Genomic DNA, 20149 nt, shown 5'->3' with positions numbered 1-20149 from the left:
CCCCGCCCCCCAAAGCCTCCCGTTTGCGGTGCCGACAGGTTATCTGGTTAAATTAGCGTACCTTTGCCCCTTAATTAATCTTTAATGAAATCTTTTGAATCCTTGGGCCTGTCCAAGGGATTGGTAGAGTCGGTGCTGCAAATCGGCTTTGAAACCCCCACTCCCATACAGGAAAAAGCTATCCCTGTCTTATTAAATGGAAACCGTGATTTTGTAGGTCTCGCACAAACCGGAACCGGCAAGACTGCCGCGTTTGGTCTGCCCCTGCTTGATTTAGTGGACGACGCCCGTCGCGATACACAGGCTTTAGTACTGGCACCCACCCGTGAGTTGGGCTTGCAGATTGCTAACGACCTCGAAAATTTCTCCGAAAAGTTCAAGGCCTTTAATATCGTAGCCGTATACGGTGGCTCCAGCATCAGTGAGCAAATACGCAAAGTGAAAAAAGGAGCCCAGATCATCGTGGCCACCCCCGGCCGCCTCATCGACCTCATCGACCGCAAGGCCATCAACCTCAGCACCATTCAATATGTAGTGCTGGACGAAGCCGACGAAATGCTGAACATGGGCTTTAAGGAAGACCTCGACAAGATCCTTTCCTTCACCCCCGACACCAAGAACACCTGGTTGTTCTCCGCCACCATGCCCCGCGAAGTGAAGTCGATCATGAAGAACTACATGAGCGATCCTTTCGAGCTGACCGTAGGCGAGCAAAACACCGGCAACGTAAACATCGAGCACAACTATGTGATGGTGCAGGAGCGCGACAAATACCCCGCCCTGAAACGCATCCTCGACGACAACCCCGACATTTTCGGCCTCATCTTCTGCCGCACCCGCATCGACACCCAGCGCATCGCCGAAATGTTGATGAAGGACAGCTACAACGCCGACGCCCTGCACGGTGACCTCACCCAACAGCAGCGCGACCGCGTGATGATGAAGTTCCGCTCGCGCACCCTCCAGATCCTGGTGGCCACCGACGTAGCCGCCCGCGGCATCGACGTGGAAGACATCACACACGTGATCCACATGAACATCCCCGATGAAATGGAATTCTATACCCACCGCAGCGGTCGCACAGCCCGCGCCGGCAAGAAGGGTATCAGCATCGCCATGATCACGCGCCGCGAGTTGGGCAAAGTGAAGCAGATCGAAAAAACATTGAAATCACCCTTCAAGCGCATGATGGTGCCCACGGGCGCCAACGTATGCCAGAAACAATTGCTGGCCCTTATGCACAAAGTGCGCGAGGTAAAAGTCAACGAAGAAGAGATCGCCGAATTTTTGCCCGCCGTATACGAAGAGCTGAAAGACCTGACCAAACCCGAGTTGATCAAGCGCTTTGCTTCCATCGAATTTAACCGCTTCCTCGACTACTACCGCAACGCCCCCGACCTGAACCAGGACGACCGTGGCCGCAGCAGCAGCGATGGCGAAGGCGAACGCTACATCACCGGCAGCCGCTTCTTCATCAACCTCGGCAAAATGGACGGCATGGAAAAAGGCGACATGCTCGCCCTGATCGACGAAACCAGCGGCGTGACCAAACAACACATCGGCCGCATTGAATTGAAAGGCGCTTATTCTTTCTTTGAAGTAGAGAAAGAAAAAGTGAACGACATCGTCAATGGCTTCCAAGGCATTGAATATAAAGGACGCCAGGTACGTGTGGAGGTAACGGAACGCAAAGACGGTGGCGGCCGCGAAGGCGGTAGCCGCGATTATAAACGCGGGAAGCCTTCGACGGGGGGTTATGCAAAGAAGAGCAATAATAAATACGCTGACCAAAAGCGGAAGCGATATTGAGTGATGTGAAGCCGAAAAAGTGTTGTTGGCGGAACGCCAACAACAGGGTTGACGTTCTTGGAATATCACTGGAAATAAAAAAAGCCACCTGTTTAACGGGTGGCTTTTTTATTTTTATGCACATCGTGCCTGTTGGCTCACCAACTTGTTAGCGCACGCCAATTCAATGACACACGCCCCGAAATGTTGTTGGTGAAGAACACCAACAACGGCGGTGGCCGCCTGTTTAACGGGTGGCTTTTTATTTTTATGGATATCGTGCCTGTTGGCCCACCAACTTGTTAACGCACGTCAATTCAATGCCACACGCCCGAAATGTTGTTGGTGAAGAACACCAACAACGGCGGTGGGGGATTTGTTGTTGTTTTATTAATACCAATCACCCAATCGCCCTTGTTGGTGTTCTTCACCAACAAGTCAGCTGCCAGACATTGCAATTATTGTAGCGAATTATAATACTGCACCAACTGCAGCATCTCCTTCTCTTTCTTCGGCGAGATCTTCTCCTTCTTCGCAAAAGCCGCTATCTCTTCTTGTTTGTCAGGCAAGCCCGAAACGAACGATTTGATAGTGCCCACTTCCTGCAATTGACCCTCGCCGATCTTAACAAAGAATTCATCCGGTGAAGGTTTGTATTCGGGGGCTTGGTCGCTGCCGTCCAGTGCGCCGCCCTTTCTGCCGGGAAGAAGCGTGATCTTCTTCTTGACATACAACGACATCTTGCCGCTGTCTAACAGCATAAAGTAGCCGAGTTTCTTGTCGAATGCTTGGGGAACGAAGACGGTACTGCCGAGCTGTACTTTTTTGATCGTGAGTTTGGGATCCAGTACCAGCGCTTTTCCATTTTGCTGATACTCGATCAGGTCCTGAAAAGCATTATAGCGAACCGGAACGGTCAAACTCTTATCGCCATAATAAACCACTCCATCCTGGTAAGCTTCATGCAGGTAGGGGGTACCTTTAACGGTAACAGCCGTCGTCGCCTGACCGGTTGCCATCATGACACTGAAGAGGCCGACAACGCTCAAAAGAAATTTGAATTTGCTCATCATACTTTTTTATTTGTGTTAAGTGGATAGTTTGCTTCAAGTGCATAGATTACTCACGTCCCATGAAATGGTTACATGAGCAAAATGTTAATAATCGAACAAAGCGATAGCGTTCAGGTAGGCGAAAGGGCACTAGCGAAAATGCTGCCAATCGATGTAAAGATGTAGAAAGCATAAAGAAGGTTGCAAAAAAGCGCAAAAGAAGTTTTAGAAGGGCACTGTTCGAAATTGTACTGTCCGGAATTCGTGAACACCTGATCAAATTCGTTCAGTCACGTACACCATCATCAATCAAAAAAAGTTTTTTTTACTCACCCACCCTGTAACCTTTTCACATTGCCAAGGTATTGTTCTGTTAACCTCACCCACACCGTTGTATAAAATTATGTAATGACATACCACTATTCGCCCGTCTCGCCCGCCTTGTTGGTGTTCCGCTCGCCCTTGTTGGTGTTCTTCACCAACAAGTTTTTGACCCGACACTCAACGCAACCAAATCCAAAATGCGCCCAATCATTTCACCACCCCACGTCCAATTTTTGCGCCACAAAAAAATGAACCGGCATCCCCATCCCAACCCAAATTCAAACACCCCCAAACATTCCATCACCCCAAAATCAATTTTGAACTCCACACCCTTTTGTTGCTGTCCCACCACCAAAAATTTTGAACCCACCCTCCACCAAACCAAAAGTCAACCAGCACCCCACAATTCCATCCCCCCACATTTTCAACCCACCCCCCATACAAAAACCCACCCCAACCCTTGCCCACCTCCAACTTCCCCACTATATTTTCTACACCAAATCTTCTCCACCCATGACCTCCAAACCTCAGAACCTCCTCCTGGCCCTCATCACCCTTTTCATCACCTTCCAAACCCAAGCCCAAAAAAAATTCACCGTCACCCTCAAACCCGAACCTCTCGCGCTTCCCAACCGCCTGTTCTACATCGACAGCGTGGTAGACGCCCGGGCGGTGAAAGACAATATCGGCATGGCGCAAGTGGGCATGAACAATCGCCAGGTAGATGCCTCCTTCGACAAACCTTTCGACGTCGCCTTGCTCACCTACTTCAAGCAAATGACGCCCAAGCAAACCAGCCAACAACGGATCATCGCCGTGATGAACGAACTCCGCATCGGCGAGCGCACCTACAAAATGAAAGAACGCGGCACCGCCGACGTGGAGATCACCTTCTGCCGCCTCGACAGCGGCAGACTCCGCGCCGTGGGCACCTACAGCGACATGCAGGAATCTGGCGGCATGGACGTGACCGCTGCACACGACAGACGGCTGGCCACAGCATTGAACACCTGCATCACAAAATTCAACGCGTCCGACTGGCCCAACAACCCCGGTACCCTCTACGAAGCCGCTGCCGAATGGAACAGCACCGACAACGCCCACAACATCGTGCGCAGCATGGTACGCAACGCGGGCATCTATGAGAAGTTCACACAGTTGCGCTCCAACAGTCCGGTGAGTCAAAACGCGATACCGATCATTCAGCGGCTGGAAGGCGATTTGTTCCTGATACGCGACAAGGCCACGGAAAAGAAACTGCGTGAGCCCTTTGGCGTGAGTGACGGCACGTCTGTCTTCATTAACACCTTTTTCTATAATGTCAATTCGGGTAAAGGTGTCTTTGCCCGCGTCACGGAGGAAGGCCGGTATATGGCTTGGTTTGATCACTACATGACCGCCACCGAAAAAGGTCTGTGGGCCGGAGGGTTTGGTGCCATTGGAACGGCCGCGGCTTCGGAGGACCTCGATCTTATTGTTTTGGATCTGAAAACAGGAGTGATCCGCCCGGTAAAGTTGTATACGGTGGATGAGTTGTTTAAGGACGATCCCGAGTTGCTGGCGAAATTTCAACAGGACCGGAATAAGCGCGATCCGGCGGTGATGTTGTCGTATGTGAAGATGTATAACGCGAGCCACCCGTTTTGAATGGAGTGTGACGCGTGGAAGTGCTTCAACGCGTTCAACAACGCACGTCATTCCGCAGGCACGCCCTTCCTCTGGCTTCGCCCGAGTTCAAGGAATCCCGTGGATAGCTCGCTTCATCTGTGTGATGTTGTATTTTAAGATCGGGCGACGCCGTCCATCGGGTTCTGCCGGTTTTCGTTTTATCCAGTGCGAAGCCTATCTGATTTCAGTGCTCTCGGAATTCGGGATGTCTTGAACTACTGGCGCATTCTTTTAAAAAACTGGTGCCTGCGACATGACGAAGTACTTCCGCGTCTTCAACAACGCACGTCATTCCGCAGGTACGCCCTTCCTCTGGCTTCGCCCGAGTTCAAGGGACCCCGTGGACAGCTCGCTTCATCTGTGTGATGTTGCATTTAAGATCGGGCGACTCGTCCATCGGGTTTTGCCGGGTTTCGTTTTATTCAGTGCGAAGCCTATCCGATTTCAGTGCTCTCGAAACTCGGGATGTCTTGAACCACGTGCGCATCCTTTAAGAAAACTTGTGCCTGCGACATGACGAAGTACTGCGACGTGAGTCTACTCATCCCGCAAACTCTTCACCGGATTCATCGTAGCCACGCTAAAGACTTTGTAACCAATAGTACCGATAGAGATCACAAACAACAACCCCACCGAAATAACAAACGTCCACACATTCACGCCCTGGTAGTATTTCCAGATCGTGCTCATGATCGTATTGCACCAATTGAAGCCTGCCCACGATCCCACAACGGAAGCCAGCGTCAGAATGATGATAAACTCCCGGTTCACCGTCCGCATAATGCTCGACACCGACGCCCCGACAATTTTGCGGATGCCAATCTCCTTCATGCGCCGGATCATGTTCAGCGACACCAACGTATACAACCCCGTTGCCGAAAACAACATCGCGATCGCGCCCAGGAACGCATAGCCATAAACGATGCTCATGTTCAAGGCAATCGTCTGTTCCAATTCAGCCGACAACATGTAGCCGTTATACAACCGGTTCGGAAAAACCTTACCCCACTGCTCCCGCATATAGGCATTGACCGACGACACCTTCTCCGCCTTCGTGCTCACCACCACCTGGTTGTATTGCGCCGGCAACACATAGCGGATCATCATCGGCTCCATCTCTCGCCACAGCCCCTGCGTATAAACATCCTTCACCACGCCCACGACATACAACTTCAGCGTGTCCTTCCAGATAATTTCCTTTCCCAAAGGCTTATCCCACTTGAAGAGGTTGGCCATCCTTTGGGTGATGATGATGGACTCGCGCTGGTCGGTCTCGGAGTCTTTCATAAAGTCGCGGCCCTCCAGAAGTTTCAGGCCGAGGGTGTTCAGGTAGTTGTCGCCTACTTCGATGATGTCGACTTCAGCTTGCAGCGATTGGTATTTTACCGGTTCGTGTGCGCGATTCGAGAAGATGCCGCTGCGTGCGCCGGCAAGGGAAAGTATTTCAGGATTTTTTTGCAACGCGTCGCGATACGTATCGAACTCGCTTTGATCGTTCACCGTGGCGATCACCGAACCGTGCACGTCAAAACCCAGATCATATTTTTGCTGATAGCGCGCATTTTGCAGAACCCCGAACGCACTCACGATGGTGATGAGCGAAATAGCAAACTGTAACCCCAGCAACGTGCGTGTAAAATAGTTGGTGCCCCCAAACTTGAGCTTGCCTTTCAAAATGGTCACCGGCTTGAAGCGGCTGATATAAAGCGAGGGATAGCTTCCGGCCAGCAGGCCCGTGAAGAACAACACGCCAAAAAGAAAAGCCAGGAAACCGGGGCTACTGAAATAATGCGGTTCAAGATGAATGTGGTTTGCCGTCATGAGGTTCCACCCCGCGATGAGCAAGTCGGCAAAACCCAGACCCACCACCAGCGCCAGGAGACAAATGAACGTGGTCTCGCCGAGAAACTGGAAGACCAGTTGCGCCCGCATCGACCCCATCACTTTCCGGATGCCGATCTCTTTCAGTCTCCTGGAGGAAATGGCAATCGCCGTATTCGTAAGATTAAAGCACGCAATGAGCAAGATCAACACGCTCATGATCATAGAGCCCACAATGGCAGCTTGTGGAGGAGCGGCCCACGTATAGGCCCGCACGTTTTCAGCGCGGTCGCGATGCGCCATCGTGGCGAAAGGATCAAGTGCAAATTCTTTCACCTGGAAATCTTCCCGCACTTTATTATTGTTCGCGATGTAGGCCTGCAGTTGTTGGTGCACCGTGCTCACCCGCGAAGGATTGTTGACCCGCACAAACAACGTGCTCTCACGCCGCCAATCGTCCTCGCGAATCGTGGGAAATTCATCTTTATAGTTGTCGGCATGCATGAAGGCCGAACCTTCGTTTTTGTAGAAGCTCGAGTTCATGGGCTGCTCGCGGAACACGCCGGCAATTTTTACTTCTTTTTCCTCGCGGCCATACACCTGCGTCATGGTCTTGCCCAGCGCATCTTCCGGCGTCCGGAACAAACGGACGGCCATGGTCTCGCTGATAAAGACACTGCTTTTGTCAGACAGATCTGAAGCCTTGCCCGCAATAAAATCGAAGGAGAACATCTGAAAGAAGTCGGGGTCCACGTAGCTGAGGTTGGACGCAAACAGATCATCCCCCCGTTTAAAATTCGACGTCGAAAAAAGATAGCACGACGACTGCTCCACGTCAGGGAAAGTTTTATCGACCACATTCCCCAACGGCAACGCAGCATACCCAAACCGGGTGAGCGAACCTTCAAACTCGCGCACCGCGCTAACCCGGTAGAGGGTCTCCCGGTTCTGATGCACCGCATCAAAGGTCGCATCATAGTCGTAAGCAAAATAACCCACAACACAGCACGCAATAGCCACGCCCATACCAAAGATGTTGATGGCGACGAAGAGACTGTTCTTCATCATGCTGCGGAACGTAATGAGAAAGTAGTTTTTAATCATGCCGTGCCCATTCCAATAAGTATGCCAGGCAACAAACAGCGAAATAAGATGATTTGCAAGCGTTATCCCGGGTTCTTCGCCCGCGGGTGAACGAGGCCGGTCGCAAGCGAACAAAGATAGCACATAAGGAAGTACTTCTGAGCGTTCATCAACGCACGTCATTCCGCAGGCACGCCCTTCCTCTGGCTCCACCCGAGTTCAAGGAATCCCGTGGAGAGCTCACTGAATCCGTGTGATGTTGCATTTAGATGGAGCGACGGGTCTATCGGGTTCTGCTAGGTTTCGTTTTATCAGATGCGAAGCATCGCCGGTCCTCGTGCTCTCGAAATTCGGGATGTCTTGAACTACTGGCGCAGGTTTTTATAACACTTGTGCCTGCGACATGACGAAGTACTGCCCGCGACATGACAAAGGAGCCCGGCCCACGCGAAGTGCTATCAAACAAACCTGCGCAGCCTGCGGCTCCTTGATCGATGTCAAAATCCAAAAGCCTTTGGCAAGACCCACGCCAAACCAAATCCTCACTTTCACTAGCATCAAGCCATGCTCACATGGAAAATCCAACGATATTTCGTTGGCGCGACGATATTTCGTTGGTGAAATGGATTCGTGCCAAAAGTCTTTTTGATCTGTTTACCGGCTCGGTTAAAAGCGGTTGCTGAAGTTGATTTACCTGAGATGTTGTTGCCGTCTTGGCGGTTGCGAATGGCGACAGTGATCTGCAGGTTGGAGACTAAGGGTTGTGCTTGTTGTCTCCAGGGAGCGATCGGGATGAACCGGATTCAAGACTGAATAATTTAATATATTTCGCCTATGAAACGATTAAGTGCTACCAACACGATCAATGGCCTTGTGCCTCCGATCTTGCTGTTATTGGGATTGACTTTTTATGTTGTTAAAGTAGATCATCCGACAACGATCTCCCATTTCGGAGTGGTCTTCTCGGTTTATGTTGTTCTACTGGCGTGGGTTTATAGCGTGTCGAAAAGGGTTTTTGACCTCTACTATGATGCGCAGTTTCTTTATTTAAAAGGGGTTCTGAGAAGCTTTAAAGTGCCTCTGAAAATTGTCAGGAAAATTCAGTTCACCAATACAATGGTCCCCGCATTTGGAATACCGCGGGGATATAGAATAGAATTTGACCCGTCAGCCAATATCGACGACCAGGGCATTTGGCTAATGGCGGGCAGTAAAAAAGTTGAGGAGTTTGCAGAAACGGTGAGGAAAGTGAATGAAAGGGTCGTTGTCAGGCACTCTTCATTATTTGAGCATATTTCATAGTGCCGGTAAGTTACGTCGGCTGCTGCAGAAACTTGAGTGGCCATTTTTCTGGAATGATCGCTCGTGTGCCATAAAAATTAACGAATAACCCCAGGCTTTAGCCTGGGGTTCAATGATCACAACGCGCCCTCGCGCCACGCTCGGGCTATCTGCAAACTGCAAACATACCCAGCGCGAAACTGCTCTAAGCGAATTCCCGAAGGGCACACCCTCAGGGAACGCTCTCTGAGAATCATCACCGGGCCTCACTACTTCCCCTTCACCATCATCAAATAAAAATTATAATCCGTCATCGGCGCATCTGTAAAGCCGAGTTGCCGGCCGATGGTCACCACCTGACCTCTGTGATACGTGCTGTGATTAAGAACCTGATGAATAAACTCGAACCGGGCTTGTGTTCCCTTTACCCAAGGCGAGTCGAAGCTCACGGGTTCTTGCAGCCCGGCATCATCGAGCGTTTGGATAAATGTGGTAAGCGCTTTAGAGTTTTCCATCAGGCCTTCGAACGCTTCTTCGGCTGTGCCTTGAAAAGGTTCGAAGCGGAACGATGTGGGAGGGGTGGTTTTTTGGATCACGCAGAGCCAGAAACGTTGTGTGTCCCAGATGTGCTCTATGGTTGCTTTGAGACCGGGGAAGCTGGAGGCCACTTCCTTGTAGAGGAGTTCCTCTGGCTTTTGACGCAGAAAGTCCACCAGGGTTTGGTTGGCCCATTGGTTGTAGACAGCCATGTCGTGTACGAGTGTTGACAAGATGGTGGTGCTCATTTGGGTGGGGGTTTCGATTTCGATTGTCATATGCGTAAGGGTTAGATTTCGATGTTGTTTTCTTGTTGGTAATACAAAGAAACTAACACCCACTGACAACCCTATGGCAGTGGATTTTGTGATGAATAAAATAATTTACTTTTTTTCATTTTCCCCCGGAAAAAGGGAGGAAACATGTTGTTTTTGGAGTCGTTTTTTGCCCTTCAGTACTGCTTTGCGAACGCAGTCTTTTCAAATGTCTTGAACGGCTTTTATCCTTTTTTTTTCGGCTGTGTTTGTAGTGGCTTCTACGCTCGTTTTTCTCTGGCTTTTGTGTGAGACTTGTGGTGCATCGCGACCTGTTTTGTAGGGACCTGTTTTATAGGAAGGAAAGTATTTGCGGGTGGGAATAACTTGAATGATTGGTGCTTGCTAACGAGGAAAAGCGTAAAGGACTTTACGCTTTTGAGGGACCGTATATGGTCCGGCTGTGATGGATGGGCTACTTCACGAAAATATTTTTATTTGGCGATTTCTATGTGGTGACCCGACTCGGATTCAGCGTAAGGTGAGGGAGACTGCTTTTGGTATGTGAATTCTTCAACTTTTGCTCCTTTGATGATCTTGATGGTGTATACGCCGGGTTTTTCGAAATAAAAGTCGATCAAGGTTTTGCGATGGGCTACCTGGTTGGTGAAGATCAGCGTGTCGGCCGAGTATACTTCGATGGTGGCGCCGGTGAGATCTTCGGGGGTTTTGAAATAGAAGATGTCGCGCTTTATGGAGAGGACCTCGATGCAGGAACACGTTTTATCTTTGGCTTGAACGAGTTGCGAACCGGCGATCAGGGCTACAAGAACAACAAGAGTTTTAAGCGTTTTCATTTGATTTTTGTTACTGGTTTCTGTGTTGCAGTATTGCCAAACCAATGCCAATGGCCAAAATGCCGTATTTAAGCTGTTTTTACAGTTCCATGTTGAGCCAATTTCTTGTTTTGGGAAAAGTGATTGTTGTAACATGTACAGGATATAGTCACTAAGACTCTTATAAAGTTTTGCGCGGGCCCGCAAATGCCGCTGAAAATTGGGATCGGGTTGTTCGGACATCAAAAAACACGCGTTTCTGATGACTCAAATGGTTCCCTCTCAAATCAGGACGGTTGTTATTCTGGATGATCGGCGCATCGATATTATGAATGGATGAATGAGGGAAATGTGTCGACGAATATTTGGGATGGGGGTGGGAATAAAAAAATTCTTGGCTTGTCAGGTCGGAAGGATTGAGTTTGTGAATGGAGATTGTTCAGTATGCTTTGCCAGGCAAGCGGCTTGGGGGATTGGCTTGAAAGTCGGGCCTGCCCGACGAGGGGGGTGTTGCCTTAAAAGATTGTGTGTATCAAAAAAAAGCCCGCCGCATTCCGAAGAGGAACTACGGCGGGCGAAGTCGGGGCGAGAAGATTCGAACTTCCGACCCCCACGTCCCTAACGTGGTGCGCTAACCGGGCTGCGCTACGCCCCGAATTTTCCTGATCCTTAAATCAGGGCTGCAATAATAGGGAATAAGATTTTAACTGCCAAAAAGGTGGGGCAACAGAAAAATTTCGGTCGTGTCATTTTGTATCTTGGTCTACACATCCGTTCCCCTCATCTATTCCTTTTCGTCAGTTACCCTGAAACCCCCAAGTTCGTGATTCAATCTGTATTATGCGGTGGCGAATTTATATTTTCTGTCTCGGTTTGCTGGTCTTTTGCCTGGGGTGCGACCACGATCCGGGTGTGCTCGGCCTGGGTAGTAATTTTAGCAGCGATTATGGATCGATGGTGGTAGACACCACCACGGTGCAGGTGTCGACCGTGTTGTTGGACTCCATTCCCACCTCCTCCACGGGCTCGCTGCTCATGGGCGGCTACTCCGATCCGATGCTGGGCAAGCTCACCGCCAAAGCATACATCCAGGTATCGAACCCCACCTGGACACCCGCCACGATAGCCTTCTTTGACTCCCTGGTCTTGAGGATTGCCCATTCCGGCTACTACTATGGAGACACCACACAGGCGCAGACCATCGAGGTGCACCGCGTGACGAAAGATTTCAAAACCTTTGCATTGCCGTTCTACTGGTACAACGAGGGACAATATTCTGTTTTTTATAAGGCCAACAGTCTGTACAACACCACGAAGACCCCGGTGGAGTCTACCCCCATAGGAAGCCGCCAGGTGATTTTCCGGCCCAATGCAAAAGACACGCTCACCATTCGCCTCAACGATGCCTTGGGCAAAGAATGGCTCGCTGGCGCCCAAGCGCAGGCCCCGGATCTCGTGGAGCCCGGCCGGTTCCTCACCTACTTCAAGGGCGTCTCCATCGAGAACGCGTCGGCTCAGCCCTCGTGCGTCGTGGGACTGAATACCGATGGGATGAAAATCCGCTTGTACTATAAAGAATATGTGGAGGACAAACTCACGCAGAAATACCAGGACTTTGCCTTTGGCTCAACGCTCTTCAACTATTCGAACATAGACGCCGACCGATCGGCCACGGACCTGAAAGACATTGCCACGACAGGTGAAGTGCTTTCGACCGCTTCCGATGATAAAGTATACATACAGGCCGGCACCGGTCTGGTGACGAAGATCCGTTTCCCCCATGTGCACAAAACCATCGACGGCACACAAACCTTGTTGGTGACCCAAGCCCAGCTCCTGATCCAGCCGATCAAAGATTCGTTTGATAAAAACCATCCCTATCCGAAAACGCTGACCATCTATAAAACCGATCGCAGCAACCTGCCGCTGTCGCAACTCTCGGCCGACTACAATCCGAGCGTGGCACAGTCGGCGTCCTACTCCGAAGACAAAGAATACCAGACGTCCAGTGGCTACACGTTCAACATGACACAATACGTGCAAACCCTGGTCGGCACCGAGGGCAATAACGACAACGGGTTGTTGCTCATGCCTCCTGGAACAGAGCTCAACACCAAAGTGAACAAGATCTATCTTGGCGTGAAGAACAGTGGGACGACCTACCGGGTCAAGCTCAAGATCTGGTACATCCGAAAGAGTATACAACAATAACCAAATCCAAATTTTTATATCATGAATCGTAAACGTGTAGAATTTCCAAGAGTGCTGAAGACGGGGGCTACGTTGCTCGTGGTCCTGCGCATCTGTATGTCCCTGACGGGGTGCAGCGGCTCCGGCTCATCCGATACCACTTACCTGGGGGAGTGGTACAAAAAATCTTCCTATGAAGGAGTGGCACGGAGTGGCGCCGTGTCGTTCGTGATCGATGGCAAAGCGTATGTGGGCACAGGCTATGATGGCGACAAATGGTTGAAAGACTTTTATATGTACGATGCCGACAAGAACAACTGGTTCAAGCGCGCTGACTTCCCCGGCGTGGCGCGAAATGCGGCCGTGGCCTTCGCCGCGAATGGCAAGGGCTATGTGGGCACCGGCTCCGATGGCACGACCTTTTTGAAGGATTTTTATGAGTACGATCCCATTGCCGACAGCTGGACACAGATCGCCGATTTCCCCGGATTGCCGCGTTATGAAGCCGCCGCGTTCGCGATCGACAACATGGGCTATGTCACCTCCGGCTATGGCGGTGCCGATGCCGGCACCAGTGGAAACTATTTGAAAGATATGTATGCCTACAATGCCGTTACAGGCGAATGGTCACAGAAGGCCAGCTACAGCGGCGACAAACTGGTGAACGCCTTTGCGTTTGCCATCGACGGCAAGGGCTATGTGGGCGGCGGTATGAACAATGGTGTGTTGAACCAGCAATTCTGGGAATACGATCCCATCAACGACATCTGGAATGTGAAGAACGACTTGCAGGACGACGCGGTTGACACCGATACCAACGACTCGGGCTACACCATCGCCCGCCAGTTGGGGGTCACCTTCGTCATCAACGGTAAGGGCTATGTGCTGCTGGGCACACGCGCTACGCTGGATGCCGGCGTGTGGGAATACAACCCGTCGACCGACACCTGGACGCAAAAGAATTCATTTGAAGGCTCCGTGCGCGACTCGGCCGTAGGATTTGCCTTGGGCAACGATGGCTACGTCGCCACCGGCCGCAGCTCCAGTCTCCGTTTCGACGATCTGTGGATGTTCGATCCCACGGCCGTCGATGTGGACTGAGCAAGCCGCTAAAAAGTAGTATTTTGTGCGAAATGGCAACATGGCAAACGTGAAAAATCAAGTGCTCAATCGCTTGCTCATCATCTCGCTTCACATCGTGGGATGGGTCACGTTTGTTCTGTTGCCGTTTCTTTTTACGGGCGCGCCGCGCGGTAATCGCCTGCGGCATCCGGAACGCATCAGGCTCCATACGCCGGGCAGCGGGGGACCCCTGCCGGGCGAGTTCGATATGCACAGCATGCGGGTGCACACGCTGGTGTTCAACGTGTTTTTGGTGGCCTTCTTCTACCTCAACATGTATGTGCTCATCCCCCGCGTGCTCACGCGCAAGAGTTGGGTGCACTACATGATCTCGATCGTGTTGTGTTTTTTTGCCGTGGTGATGGCCAGCGAATTGGTGAACGACCTGGTCTTGGGCAATGCCTTTCGACCCGGGCGTCCTTTTTATTTTACGTTGTTGAATTTCCTGCTGGTGTTCGGCCTGAGCACCGCCTTGCGGCTGACCAGCGACCGGGTGCAGTTTGAGCGTGAGCGCAAAGAACGCGAGAATGAAACGCTGAAGTCGGAATTGAGCTTGTTGCGTTCGCAGGTGAGCCCGCATTTTATGTTCAATGTGTTGAACAACCTGGCTTCGCTGGCGCGGAAGAAATCGGACCAATTGGAGTCGGTGATCATACAGCTTTCGCATTTGATGCGTTACATGCTCTACGAAAGCAGTGAAAAGCGCGTGACACTCGACAAAGAGATCGAATACCTGGAAAGCTATATCGATTTGCAACGCTTGCGCTTCGGGAAGGATTTTCCCGTGAGCTTCGAGGTGAAGACCACACGCGGCGACCTGCCCGTGGAACCCATGTTGCTGATCCCGTTCGTGGAGAACGCGTTCAAGCACGGCATCGGCATGATGAAAGACCCGATGATCCTGATCACGCTAACCACCGAGGGCGAAACCTTGTTGTTTAGCGTGCGAAATAAATTCAATGGCACGGTGTCGGAAACCAAAGACGCCAGTTCGGGCATCGGCATACAGAACGTGCGCCGCCGGCTGGACCTTTTGTATAAGGATTTGCACGAACTGCACATCTTTGAATCCGATCCCTGGTATGTGGTGGAGTTGAAACTGATCTTACAATGATGCGCTGTATTGCCGTAGATGATGAGCCCCTGGCGCTCGACCTTTTGGAAGACAACATTTCAAAAGTGCCCTTCCTCACCCTGGTGAAGCGTTGCAAAAACGCTTTCGAGGCCCACGAAGTGCTGATGAAGGAAACGGTAGACCTCATTTTCCTGGACGTGCAAATGCCGGGCATCAGCGGCATCCAGTTTTTGCAGACGGTGAAGTCGCCACCCATGGTCATCTTCATCACGGCCTACGAGCATTTTGCGCTGGAAGGCTTCAATCTGGACGTCGTGGACTACCTGCTGAAGCCCGTCTCGTTCGAACGCTTTCTGAAGGCCGCCAACAAGGCGCACGAGCTCTTCACCCTCAAGAATCAACCTCCCGCCGCCGCGGCAGCAGCCGAATACCTGTTTGTGAACGCAGAATACAACCTGGTGAAAATAAACATCCGCGATATCGTCTACATCGAGGGCCTGAAAGACTACATCAAGATCTTTCTCGTCAATGTGTCGCGCCCGATCATCACCCGCATGAGCCTGAAGGCCATCGATGAAAAGCTGCCCGCGGATAAATTCATTCGTGTGCATAAGTCCTTCATCGTGTCGGTCGATAAAATGGTGTCGATCCGGAAGGGAAAGATCAGCATTGGCAGCGTGCAGGTGCCCATCAGTGAGCACTACAAAGAAAATCTTCATCGCTTCATCGATCCCAAAAATCTGATCTGATCGATTTTGGCTGTTTGGGGCGTCCATTCATCTTTTTTGGTCCCGGTTTCATCTCGCAATCTTCCGGCTTTGTCTAACTTTTTTTTAAAACCAGCTTCGAGTACCTACTTTTGGGTCATGGGAGCGGTAACTCCCTATATTTTAAGTTTTGGTATTTGGTTTAACGGACACCGCCGGGCCTGTTTTTCTTTTTTCGGTTACCGCCATCACAACTGAAAGAAGCTAGAACACCCGGTAGTGCTCCGACCATTGCGTTTAAAAAAAATAATGAAGGCAAAAAAAATTCAACAGAAGACGGGCAGATTACGGAATGTGGGGTTGCTCGCCGGTATGATGATAGCATCGCTATCGTTTGTCAAAGCCCAGGCGCAAGGCGCCATAATCGGGCAAATCAGTGATTTTCAATCGGGAAAGCCCGTAAAGGCCTATGTGCTGCTGTACAACGACTCCACGTTGCTGGGCGGCGTGGCCAGCGACAGCGCGGGGCATTTCAAGCTTGACCATGTGCCACAGGGCATGTATTCGGTCCATGTGAAGCTGATTGGCTATCAAACCGAGGTCACACCGATGTTTCAGGTGCACGCCGCGTCGACCAGCCTGGGGCAGCTTAATCTCAACAAGATACCCCGCCGCCTGTTTGGCGCAGCACTCTGGCGCAAGCGCAAAGTGGCCAGCATGTATCTCTGAGACTTATTTCTTTTTCTTCTTCTTATCCTTATTCAGGGAACTGAAGAATTTAGCCCAGTTGAAGGGGTTCAGGAAGGGATTTGAAACGGGTTGAAAGCGGTTGTTGGCCGATCCGGCCCATTGGTCCAGGTAGTAGCGCTGGTTCTGGTAGCCATCCATGGGGGTGGTTTTTAGCATGAGCGCCATCAATTCCTGGTTAAAATTCCTTTTGTCGATGTCGTTGTTGTCCAGCGGCATGTTCATGGCCAGCACGGCTTGTTTGAAGACTTCTTCGGTGGGGAAGGGCATAAAGACCACTTCTGGCAAATACGTCGTGTCCAGGGTCATCGTGATCACGAGGGTCTGATACTCGGGAGAGCCTTCCGGCACGGTGAAGGTGTGTTTTTCAAAACCCACGATACTCACCACGATCTCGTCCTTCTCCAGCACGGGCATCGAGAAAAAGCCCATGTTGTTGGTGGTGGTACCGCGACCGGCTTTGGGCACGTAGACGTGCACACCCGCGAGGGGACGGCTATTGTTAGCGGCTGAGTCTTCTTCCAAAACAACGCCCGAAAGCTGTATCACGCGCCTCTTCTGCGCCTGGGCAAAAGCGGTGTCCAGGGCCCCGAATACGCATGCGATGACAAGGGCAATTCCGGCGGCGTTCTTAATTGTCAACTTCACTAATAATAGATTTAATAGTCACTTTCAAATATAAAGATAAGGCATTTACCAGCCTAATTTCCATACCTTTGGGGCCGACACAAATCGTGCCCGATGCGGCTGAAAAACTTTAATCTAACGCTGGGATCGCAGATTTTCAAGGCTTGCGCCGACGAATCTCGACTGCGCATCCTGAGCCTGATTGTGATGAATGGCGAAATGTGTATCTCCGACCTGGAGAAAATACTGGATTTCACCCAAGCCAAAACCTCGCGCCACCTGATCTACCTGAAAAACTCAGGCATTCTCAACACGCGCCGCTATAATCACTGGGTGTTCTACCAGATCAAAGACGGCGTGGAAGACATCATCAAACAAGTCTTTCAATTCCTCCGCAAGGATCCGCAGTTGCTAACCGACCAGCAAACCTACCAAACGCTGTTCACCAACCGCGAGCTGGCCGTAAACAAATTGCAAATCCAGGAATGGCAAAAAGAAAGACTTAGCGATCCTAAAAGACATTGATGCGATGACGCCGGAAAAAGTTTTACCGAACAAAAAATACAAAGTTATTTTTTTCGACCTCGACCACACGCTGTGGGATTATGAGACCAACAGCAGCGAAACGTTGAAAGAACTCTACACACAATACGACCTCCAGGCCAAGGGTGTGATCAGCCACGAGCATTTCCTGAAAGAATTTCGCGAAGTCAATGCCGCCCTTTGGGTGCTCTACGACCAGGGGCTGATCGACAGCGAAGTCATTCGCAAAGAGCGTTTCAAGAAAGTGCTCACGCCGTTTGGCGCCTACGACGAAAAACTTTGTTACGAGATCTCGCACGAATACCTGAACACCTGTCCGAAAAAAGGAAACCTGATGCCAAACGCCTACGAGGTATTGGCCTATTTGAAAGAACACTATGCCCTCAGCGTGATCACCAACGGTTTTGAAGAGATCCAACACCTGAAACTCGCTTCCGGCAACCTGCAAGGTTTTTTCGATCACATCGTCACCTCGCAAAAGGCGGGACATAAAAAGCCCGCCCGCGAAATATTTCACTATGCACTGGGCCTGAACGGCATCGGCAGCCACGAAGCCATCATGATCGGCGACAACCTGGTGACCGACATCGGCGGGGCACGCAATGCGGCTATCGACGCCGTTTATTATAATCCCGAGCGCATCCGGCACGACCAGACCCTGGACTTCGAGATCGGGGGATTGCACGAATTGTATGATATTCTCTAAACAAAATCCCTTGAAAGAAGCGACGCCGAACCGTTATCTTTGCTTTTTAGTTTAAACCTGGAAACTCATTAACCAACAGCGATATGTCAAATGGATTTTTCGACGTTCCCCACCCGCGCAACGAGCCTGTACTGAGCTATGCCCCTGGCAGTAAAGAGCGCGCTGTCCTGAAGCGTGCCCTCGAAGACGCCCGGAGCAAAGTACTGGATATCCCCATGTACATCGGCGGCGACGAAGTGCGGACCGGCAACACCCGTCCCCTGACACCCCCACACGATCATAAACACCTGCTCGCCAATTTCCACGAAGGCGATGCCACACACGTGGAGCAGGCCATCAACGCCGCCATGGGAGCCAAGGCCCTCTGGTCGGAGTTAGCATGGGAACACCGCGCGAGCATCTTCCTGAAAGCCGCCGACCTGTTGGCCGGACCGTATCGCCCCGTGATCAACGCGGCCACCATGTTGGGTCAATCCAAAAATGCCTACCAGGCCGAGATCGATTCGGCTTGCGAACTGATCGATTTCCTGCGGTTCAATGTCTACTTCATGACGGAGATCTACCGCGAACAACCCGCGTCTTCCCCCGGCGTTTGGAACCGGATGGAGTATCGCGCGCTGGAAGGCTTCACCTTTGCGCTGACGCCGTTCAACTTCACCGCCATTGCCGGCAACCTGCCTACGTGTATGGCCATGATGGGTAACACCGTGGTGTGGAAGCCCGCCTACACGCAGATCTATGCCGCCAACGTGATCATGCAAGTATTGAAAGAAGCCGGCCTCCCCGACGGCGTCATCAACCTGATCTATGCCGATGGCCCCACCGTGGGCAACATCATCTTCAACCACCGCGATTTCGGCGGACTGCATTTCACCGGAAGCACGGCCGTGTTCCAGGGCATGTGGAAAACGATTGGACAGAACATACAGAAATACAGATCGTATCCCCGGATCGTTGGAGAAACCGGCGGCAAAGACTTTATCATGGTCCACAAAAGCGCCAAGGCCAAAGAAGTGTCGACCGCCATTTCACGCGGGGCGTTTGAATTCCAAGGACAGAAATGTTCTGCGGCATCGCGCTGCTATATACCCTCCAATTTGTGGGAGGACGTGAAGAAATATTTGCTTGACGATCTGAAGACCTTCAAAATGGGAGGCACCGAAGATTTCGGCAACTTCATCAATGCCGTGATCGATGAAAAAGCATTCAACTCCATCAGTGGCTACATCGAAAAGGCGCGTCAGAATCCGTTGAACGAGATCATCGCAGGGGGCAAATACGATAAGTCGAAAGGCTACTTTATCGAGCCGACCGTGATCGTTTCAAAAGACCCGCTGTCCATCACCATGTGTGAAGAAATTTTCGGACCGGTGATCACGATCTATGTTTATCACGAAGAGAACTTTGAACAAACCCTGGAGCTGGTAGACAGCACATCGCCCTACGCGCTCACCGGTTCTATTTTCTCCAAAGACCGCTACGCTATCGAACTCGCTACGAAGAAGCTGACGAACTCCGCCGGCAACTTCTACATCAACGACAAACCGACAGGAGCCGTTGTAGGCCAGCAACCCTTTGGTGGCGCCCGCGGCTCCGGAACCAACGACAAGGCCGGTGCAAAAGTGAACCTCCTCCGCTGGACGTCCCTGCGCACCATCAAAGAAACCTTTGTCACTCCGACAGATTATCGCTACCCCTTCCTCGACAAAGAATAGTATTTTCTTTGCCTCAGCGCCTTTAGCGCCTTTGCGGTTTAAAATTTCACCGCAAAGGCGCAGAGACGCAAAG

The 20149-nt window shown here is 51.3% G+C and carries 16 protein-coding genes and 1 tRNA gene; 11 read left to right on the top strand and 6 right to left on the bottom strand.

All coding sequences use genetic code 11. The features are described 5' to 3' along the window. Nucleotides 1–84 precede the first annotated feature (84 nt). Entirely contained in the window at nucleotides 85–1809 is a 1725-nt protein-coding gene (locus BUB30_RS18330) for a DEAD/DEAH box helicase (RefSeq protein ID WP_073136703.1), read from the top strand. A 437-nt stretch (nucleotides 1810–2246) separates the two neighbouring features. Here the strand turns inward: BUB30_RS18330 and BUB30_RS18325 are convergent, their stop codons facing one another. Continuing rightward, nucleotides 2247–2861, bottom strand: coding sequence for a hypothetical protein (locus BUB30_RS18325; RefSeq protein WP_073136701.1), 615 nt, complete (start codon nucleotides 2859–2861; stop codon nucleotides 2247–2249). A gap of 816 nt (nucleotides 2862–3677) precedes the next feature. Between BUB30_RS18325 and BUB30_RS18315 the strand changes: the two genes are divergently transcribed. Next, nucleotides 3678–4811 carry a DUF6563 family protein gene (locus tag BUB30_RS18315; RefSeq protein WP_073136697.1) on the top strand — a complete coding sequence of 378 codons (1134 nt, stop codon included), beginning with the start codon at nucleotides 3678–3680 and terminating at the stop codon, nucleotides 4809–4811. Between the two features lie 558 nt (nucleotides 4812–5369). Here the strand turns inward: BUB30_RS18315 and BUB30_RS18310 are convergent. Beyond that, complete coding sequence (locus tag BUB30_RS18310; RefSeq protein WP_073136695.1) at nucleotides 5370–7757, bottom strand: ABC transporter permease; 2388 nt, start codon at nucleotides 7755–7757, stop codon at nucleotides 5370–5372. Nucleotides 7758–8570: 813 nt separating this feature from the next. Here BUB30_RS18310 and BUB30_RS18305 point away from each other — a divergent pair. Next, nucleotides 8571–9038, top strand: coding sequence for a hypothetical protein (locus tag BUB30_RS18305; RefSeq protein WP_073136693.1), 468 nt, complete (start codon nucleotides 8571–8573; stop codon nucleotides 9036–9038). A gap of 248 nt (nucleotides 9039–9286) precedes the next feature. On the opposite strand, the gene BUB30_RS18300 is transcribed toward BUB30_RS18305, so the two are convergent. The 3 genes from BUB30_RS18300 to BUB30_RS18290 all read right to left on the bottom strand — a co-directional run bounded on the left by BUB30_RS18300 (nucleotide 9287) and on the right by BUB30_RS18290 (nucleotide 11299). Then, nucleotides 9287–9832, bottom strand: a complete 546-nt coding sequence (locus BUB30_RS18300; protein ID WP_073136691.1) for a DinB family protein — start codon at nucleotides 9830–9832, stop codon at nucleotides 9287–9289. A gap of 470 nt (nucleotides 9833–10302) precedes the next feature. After that, nucleotides 10303–10665, bottom strand: coding sequence for a hypothetical protein (locus BUB30_RS34890; RefSeq protein WP_143164974.1), 363 nt, complete (start codon nucleotides 10663–10665; stop codon nucleotides 10303–10305). Between the two features lie 559 nt (nucleotides 10666–11224). Beyond that, a tRNA-Pro gene (locus BUB30_RS18290) sits at nucleotides 11225–11299 on the bottom strand. 185 nt (nucleotides 11300–11484) lie between these two features. On the opposite strand from BUB30_RS18290, the gene BUB30_RS18285 reads away from it, so the two are divergent. The 5 genes from BUB30_RS18285 to BUB30_RS18265 all read left to right on the top strand — a co-directional run bounded on the left by BUB30_RS18285 (nucleotide 11485) and on the right by BUB30_RS18265 (nucleotide 16467). Continuing rightward, on the top strand, nucleotides 11485–12855 hold the full coding sequence (locus BUB30_RS18285) for a DUF4270 family protein (protein ID WP_084138218.1): 1371 nt from the start codon (nucleotides 11485–11487) through the stop codon (nucleotides 12853–12855). A 21-nt stretch (nucleotides 12856–12876) separates the two neighbouring features. After that, a complete protein-coding gene (locus BUB30_RS18280) occupies nucleotides 12877–13935 on the top strand; it encodes a Kelch repeat-containing protein (protein WP_245804124.1) in 1059 nt (352 codons plus the stop codon). A gap of 40 nt (nucleotides 13936–13975) precedes the next feature. Then, entirely contained in the window at nucleotides 13976–15070 is a 1095-nt protein-coding gene (locus tag BUB30_RS18275) for a sensor histidine kinase (protein ID WP_073136685.1), read from the top strand. After that, nucleotides 15067–15780, top strand: a complete 714-nt coding sequence (locus BUB30_RS18270; RefSeq protein WP_317044203.1) for a LytR/AlgR family response regulator transcription factor — start codon at nucleotides 15067–15069, stop codon at nucleotides 15778–15780. The genes BUB30_RS18275 and BUB30_RS18270 overlap by 4 nt, the downstream gene beginning before the upstream one ends. Nucleotides 15781–16047: 267 nt before the next feature. After that, nucleotides 16048–16467 carry a carboxypeptidase-like regulatory domain-containing protein gene (locus tag BUB30_RS18265; protein WP_073136681.1) on the top strand — a complete coding sequence of 140 codons (420 nt, stop codon included), beginning with the start codon at nucleotides 16048–16050 and terminating at the stop codon, nucleotides 16465–16467. Nucleotides 16468–16470: 3 nt separating this feature from the next. Here BUB30_RS18265 and BUB30_RS18260 read toward each other — a convergent pair whose 3' ends face one another. Next, a complete protein-coding gene (locus tag BUB30_RS18260; protein ID WP_073136679.1) occupies nucleotides 16471–17133 on the bottom strand; it encodes a carboxypeptidase-like regulatory domain-containing protein in 663 nt (220 codons plus the stop codon). A gap of 93 nt (nucleotides 17134–17226) precedes the next feature. Between BUB30_RS18260 and BUB30_RS18255 the strand changes: the two genes are divergently transcribed. The 3 genes from BUB30_RS18255 to pruA all read left to right on the top strand — a co-directional run bounded on the left by BUB30_RS18255 (nucleotide 17227) and on the right by pruA (nucleotide 20076). Continuing rightward, a complete protein-coding gene (locus tag BUB30_RS18255; RefSeq protein ID WP_073136677.1) occupies nucleotides 17227–17637 on the top strand; it encodes an ArsR/SmtB family transcription factor in 411 nt (136 codons plus the stop codon). A 4-nt stretch (nucleotides 17638–17641) separates the two neighbouring features. Beyond that, nucleotides 17642–18361 (top strand): YjjG family noncanonical pyrimidine nucleotidase, encoded by a 720-nt coding sequence (locus BUB30_RS18250; RefSeq protein ID WP_073136675.1) that lies wholly within the window; start codon nucleotides 17642–17644, stop codon nucleotides 18359–18361. Between the two features lie 83 nt (nucleotides 18362–18444). Continuing rightward, on the top strand, nucleotides 18445–20076 hold the full coding sequence (gene pruA / locus BUB30_RS18245) for an L-glutamate gamma-semialdehyde dehydrogenase (protein ID WP_073136673.1): 1632 nt from the start codon (nucleotides 18445–18447) through the stop codon (nucleotides 20074–20076). The last annotated feature ends 73 nt before the right edge of the window (nucleotides 20077–20149 follow it).

Source organism: Chryseolinea serpens (genome assembly GCF_900129725.1).
GTDB classification, from domain to species: domain Bacteria; phylum Bacteroidota; class Bacteroidia; order Cytophagales; family Cyclobacteriaceae; genus Chryseolinea; species Chryseolinea serpens.
The sequence above is the reverse complement of the archived record's forward strand: the minus strand, read 5'-3'. Positions and strand labels throughout refer to the sequence as shown.

Bases quoted from the DNA above. Each gene is read 5' to 3' on its own strand.
- BUB30_RS18330 (WP_073136703.1), top strand. From the start codon at position 85: ATGAAATCTTTTGAATCCTTGGGCCTGTCCAAGGGATTGGTAGAGTCG.
- BUB30_RS18325 (WP_073136701.1), bottom strand. From the start codon at position 2,861: ATGATGAGCAAATTCAAATTTCTTTTGAGCGTTGTCGGCCTCTTCAGT.
- BUB30_RS18315 (WP_073136697.1), top strand. From the start codon at position 3,678: ATGACCTCCAAACCTCAGAACCTCCTCCTGGCCCTCATCACCCTTTTC.
- BUB30_RS18310 (WP_073136695.1), bottom strand. From the start codon at position 7,757: ATGATTAAAAACTACTTTCTCATTACGTTCCGCAGCATGATGAAGAAC.
- BUB30_RS18305 (WP_073136693.1), top strand. From the start codon at position 8,571: ATGAAACGATTAAGTGCTACCAACACGATCAATGGCCTTGTGCCTCCG.
- BUB30_RS18300 (WP_073136691.1), bottom strand. From the start codon at position 9,832: ATGACAATCGAAATCGAAACCCCCACCCAAATGAGCACCACCATCTTG.
- BUB30_RS34890 (WP_143164974.1), bottom strand. From the start codon at position 10,665: ATGAAAACGCTTAAAACTCTTGTTGTTCTTGTAGCCCTGATCGCCGGT.
- BUB30_RS18285 (WP_084138218.1), top strand. From the start codon at position 11,485: ATGCGGTGGCGAATTTATATTTTCTGTCTCGGTTTGCTGGTCTTTTGC.
- BUB30_RS18280 (WP_245804124.1), top strand. From the start codon at position 12,877: ATGAATCGTAAACGTGTAGAATTTCCAAGAGTGCTGAAGACGGGGGCT.
- BUB30_RS18275 (WP_073136685.1), top strand. From the start codon at position 13,976: ATGGCAAACGTGAAAAATCAAGTGCTCAATCGCTTGCTCATCATCTCG.
- BUB30_RS18270 (WP_317044203.1), top strand. From the start codon at position 15,067: ATGATGCGCTGTATTGCCGTAGATGATGAGCCCCTGGCGCTCGACCTT.
- BUB30_RS18265 (WP_073136681.1), top strand. From the start codon at position 16,048: ATGAAGGCAAAAAAAATTCAACAGAAGACGGGCAGATTACGGAATGTG.
- BUB30_RS18255 (WP_073136677.1), top strand. From the start codon at position 17,227: ATGCGGCTGAAAAACTTTAATCTAACGCTGGGATCGCAGATTTTCAAG.
- BUB30_RS18250 (WP_073136675.1), top strand. From the start codon at position 17,642: ATGACGCCGGAAAAAGTTTTACCGAACAAAAAATACAAAGTTATTTTT.
- pruA (WP_073136673.1), top strand. From the start codon at position 18,445: ATGTCAAATGGATTTTTCGACGTTCCCCACCCGCGCAACGAGCCTGTA.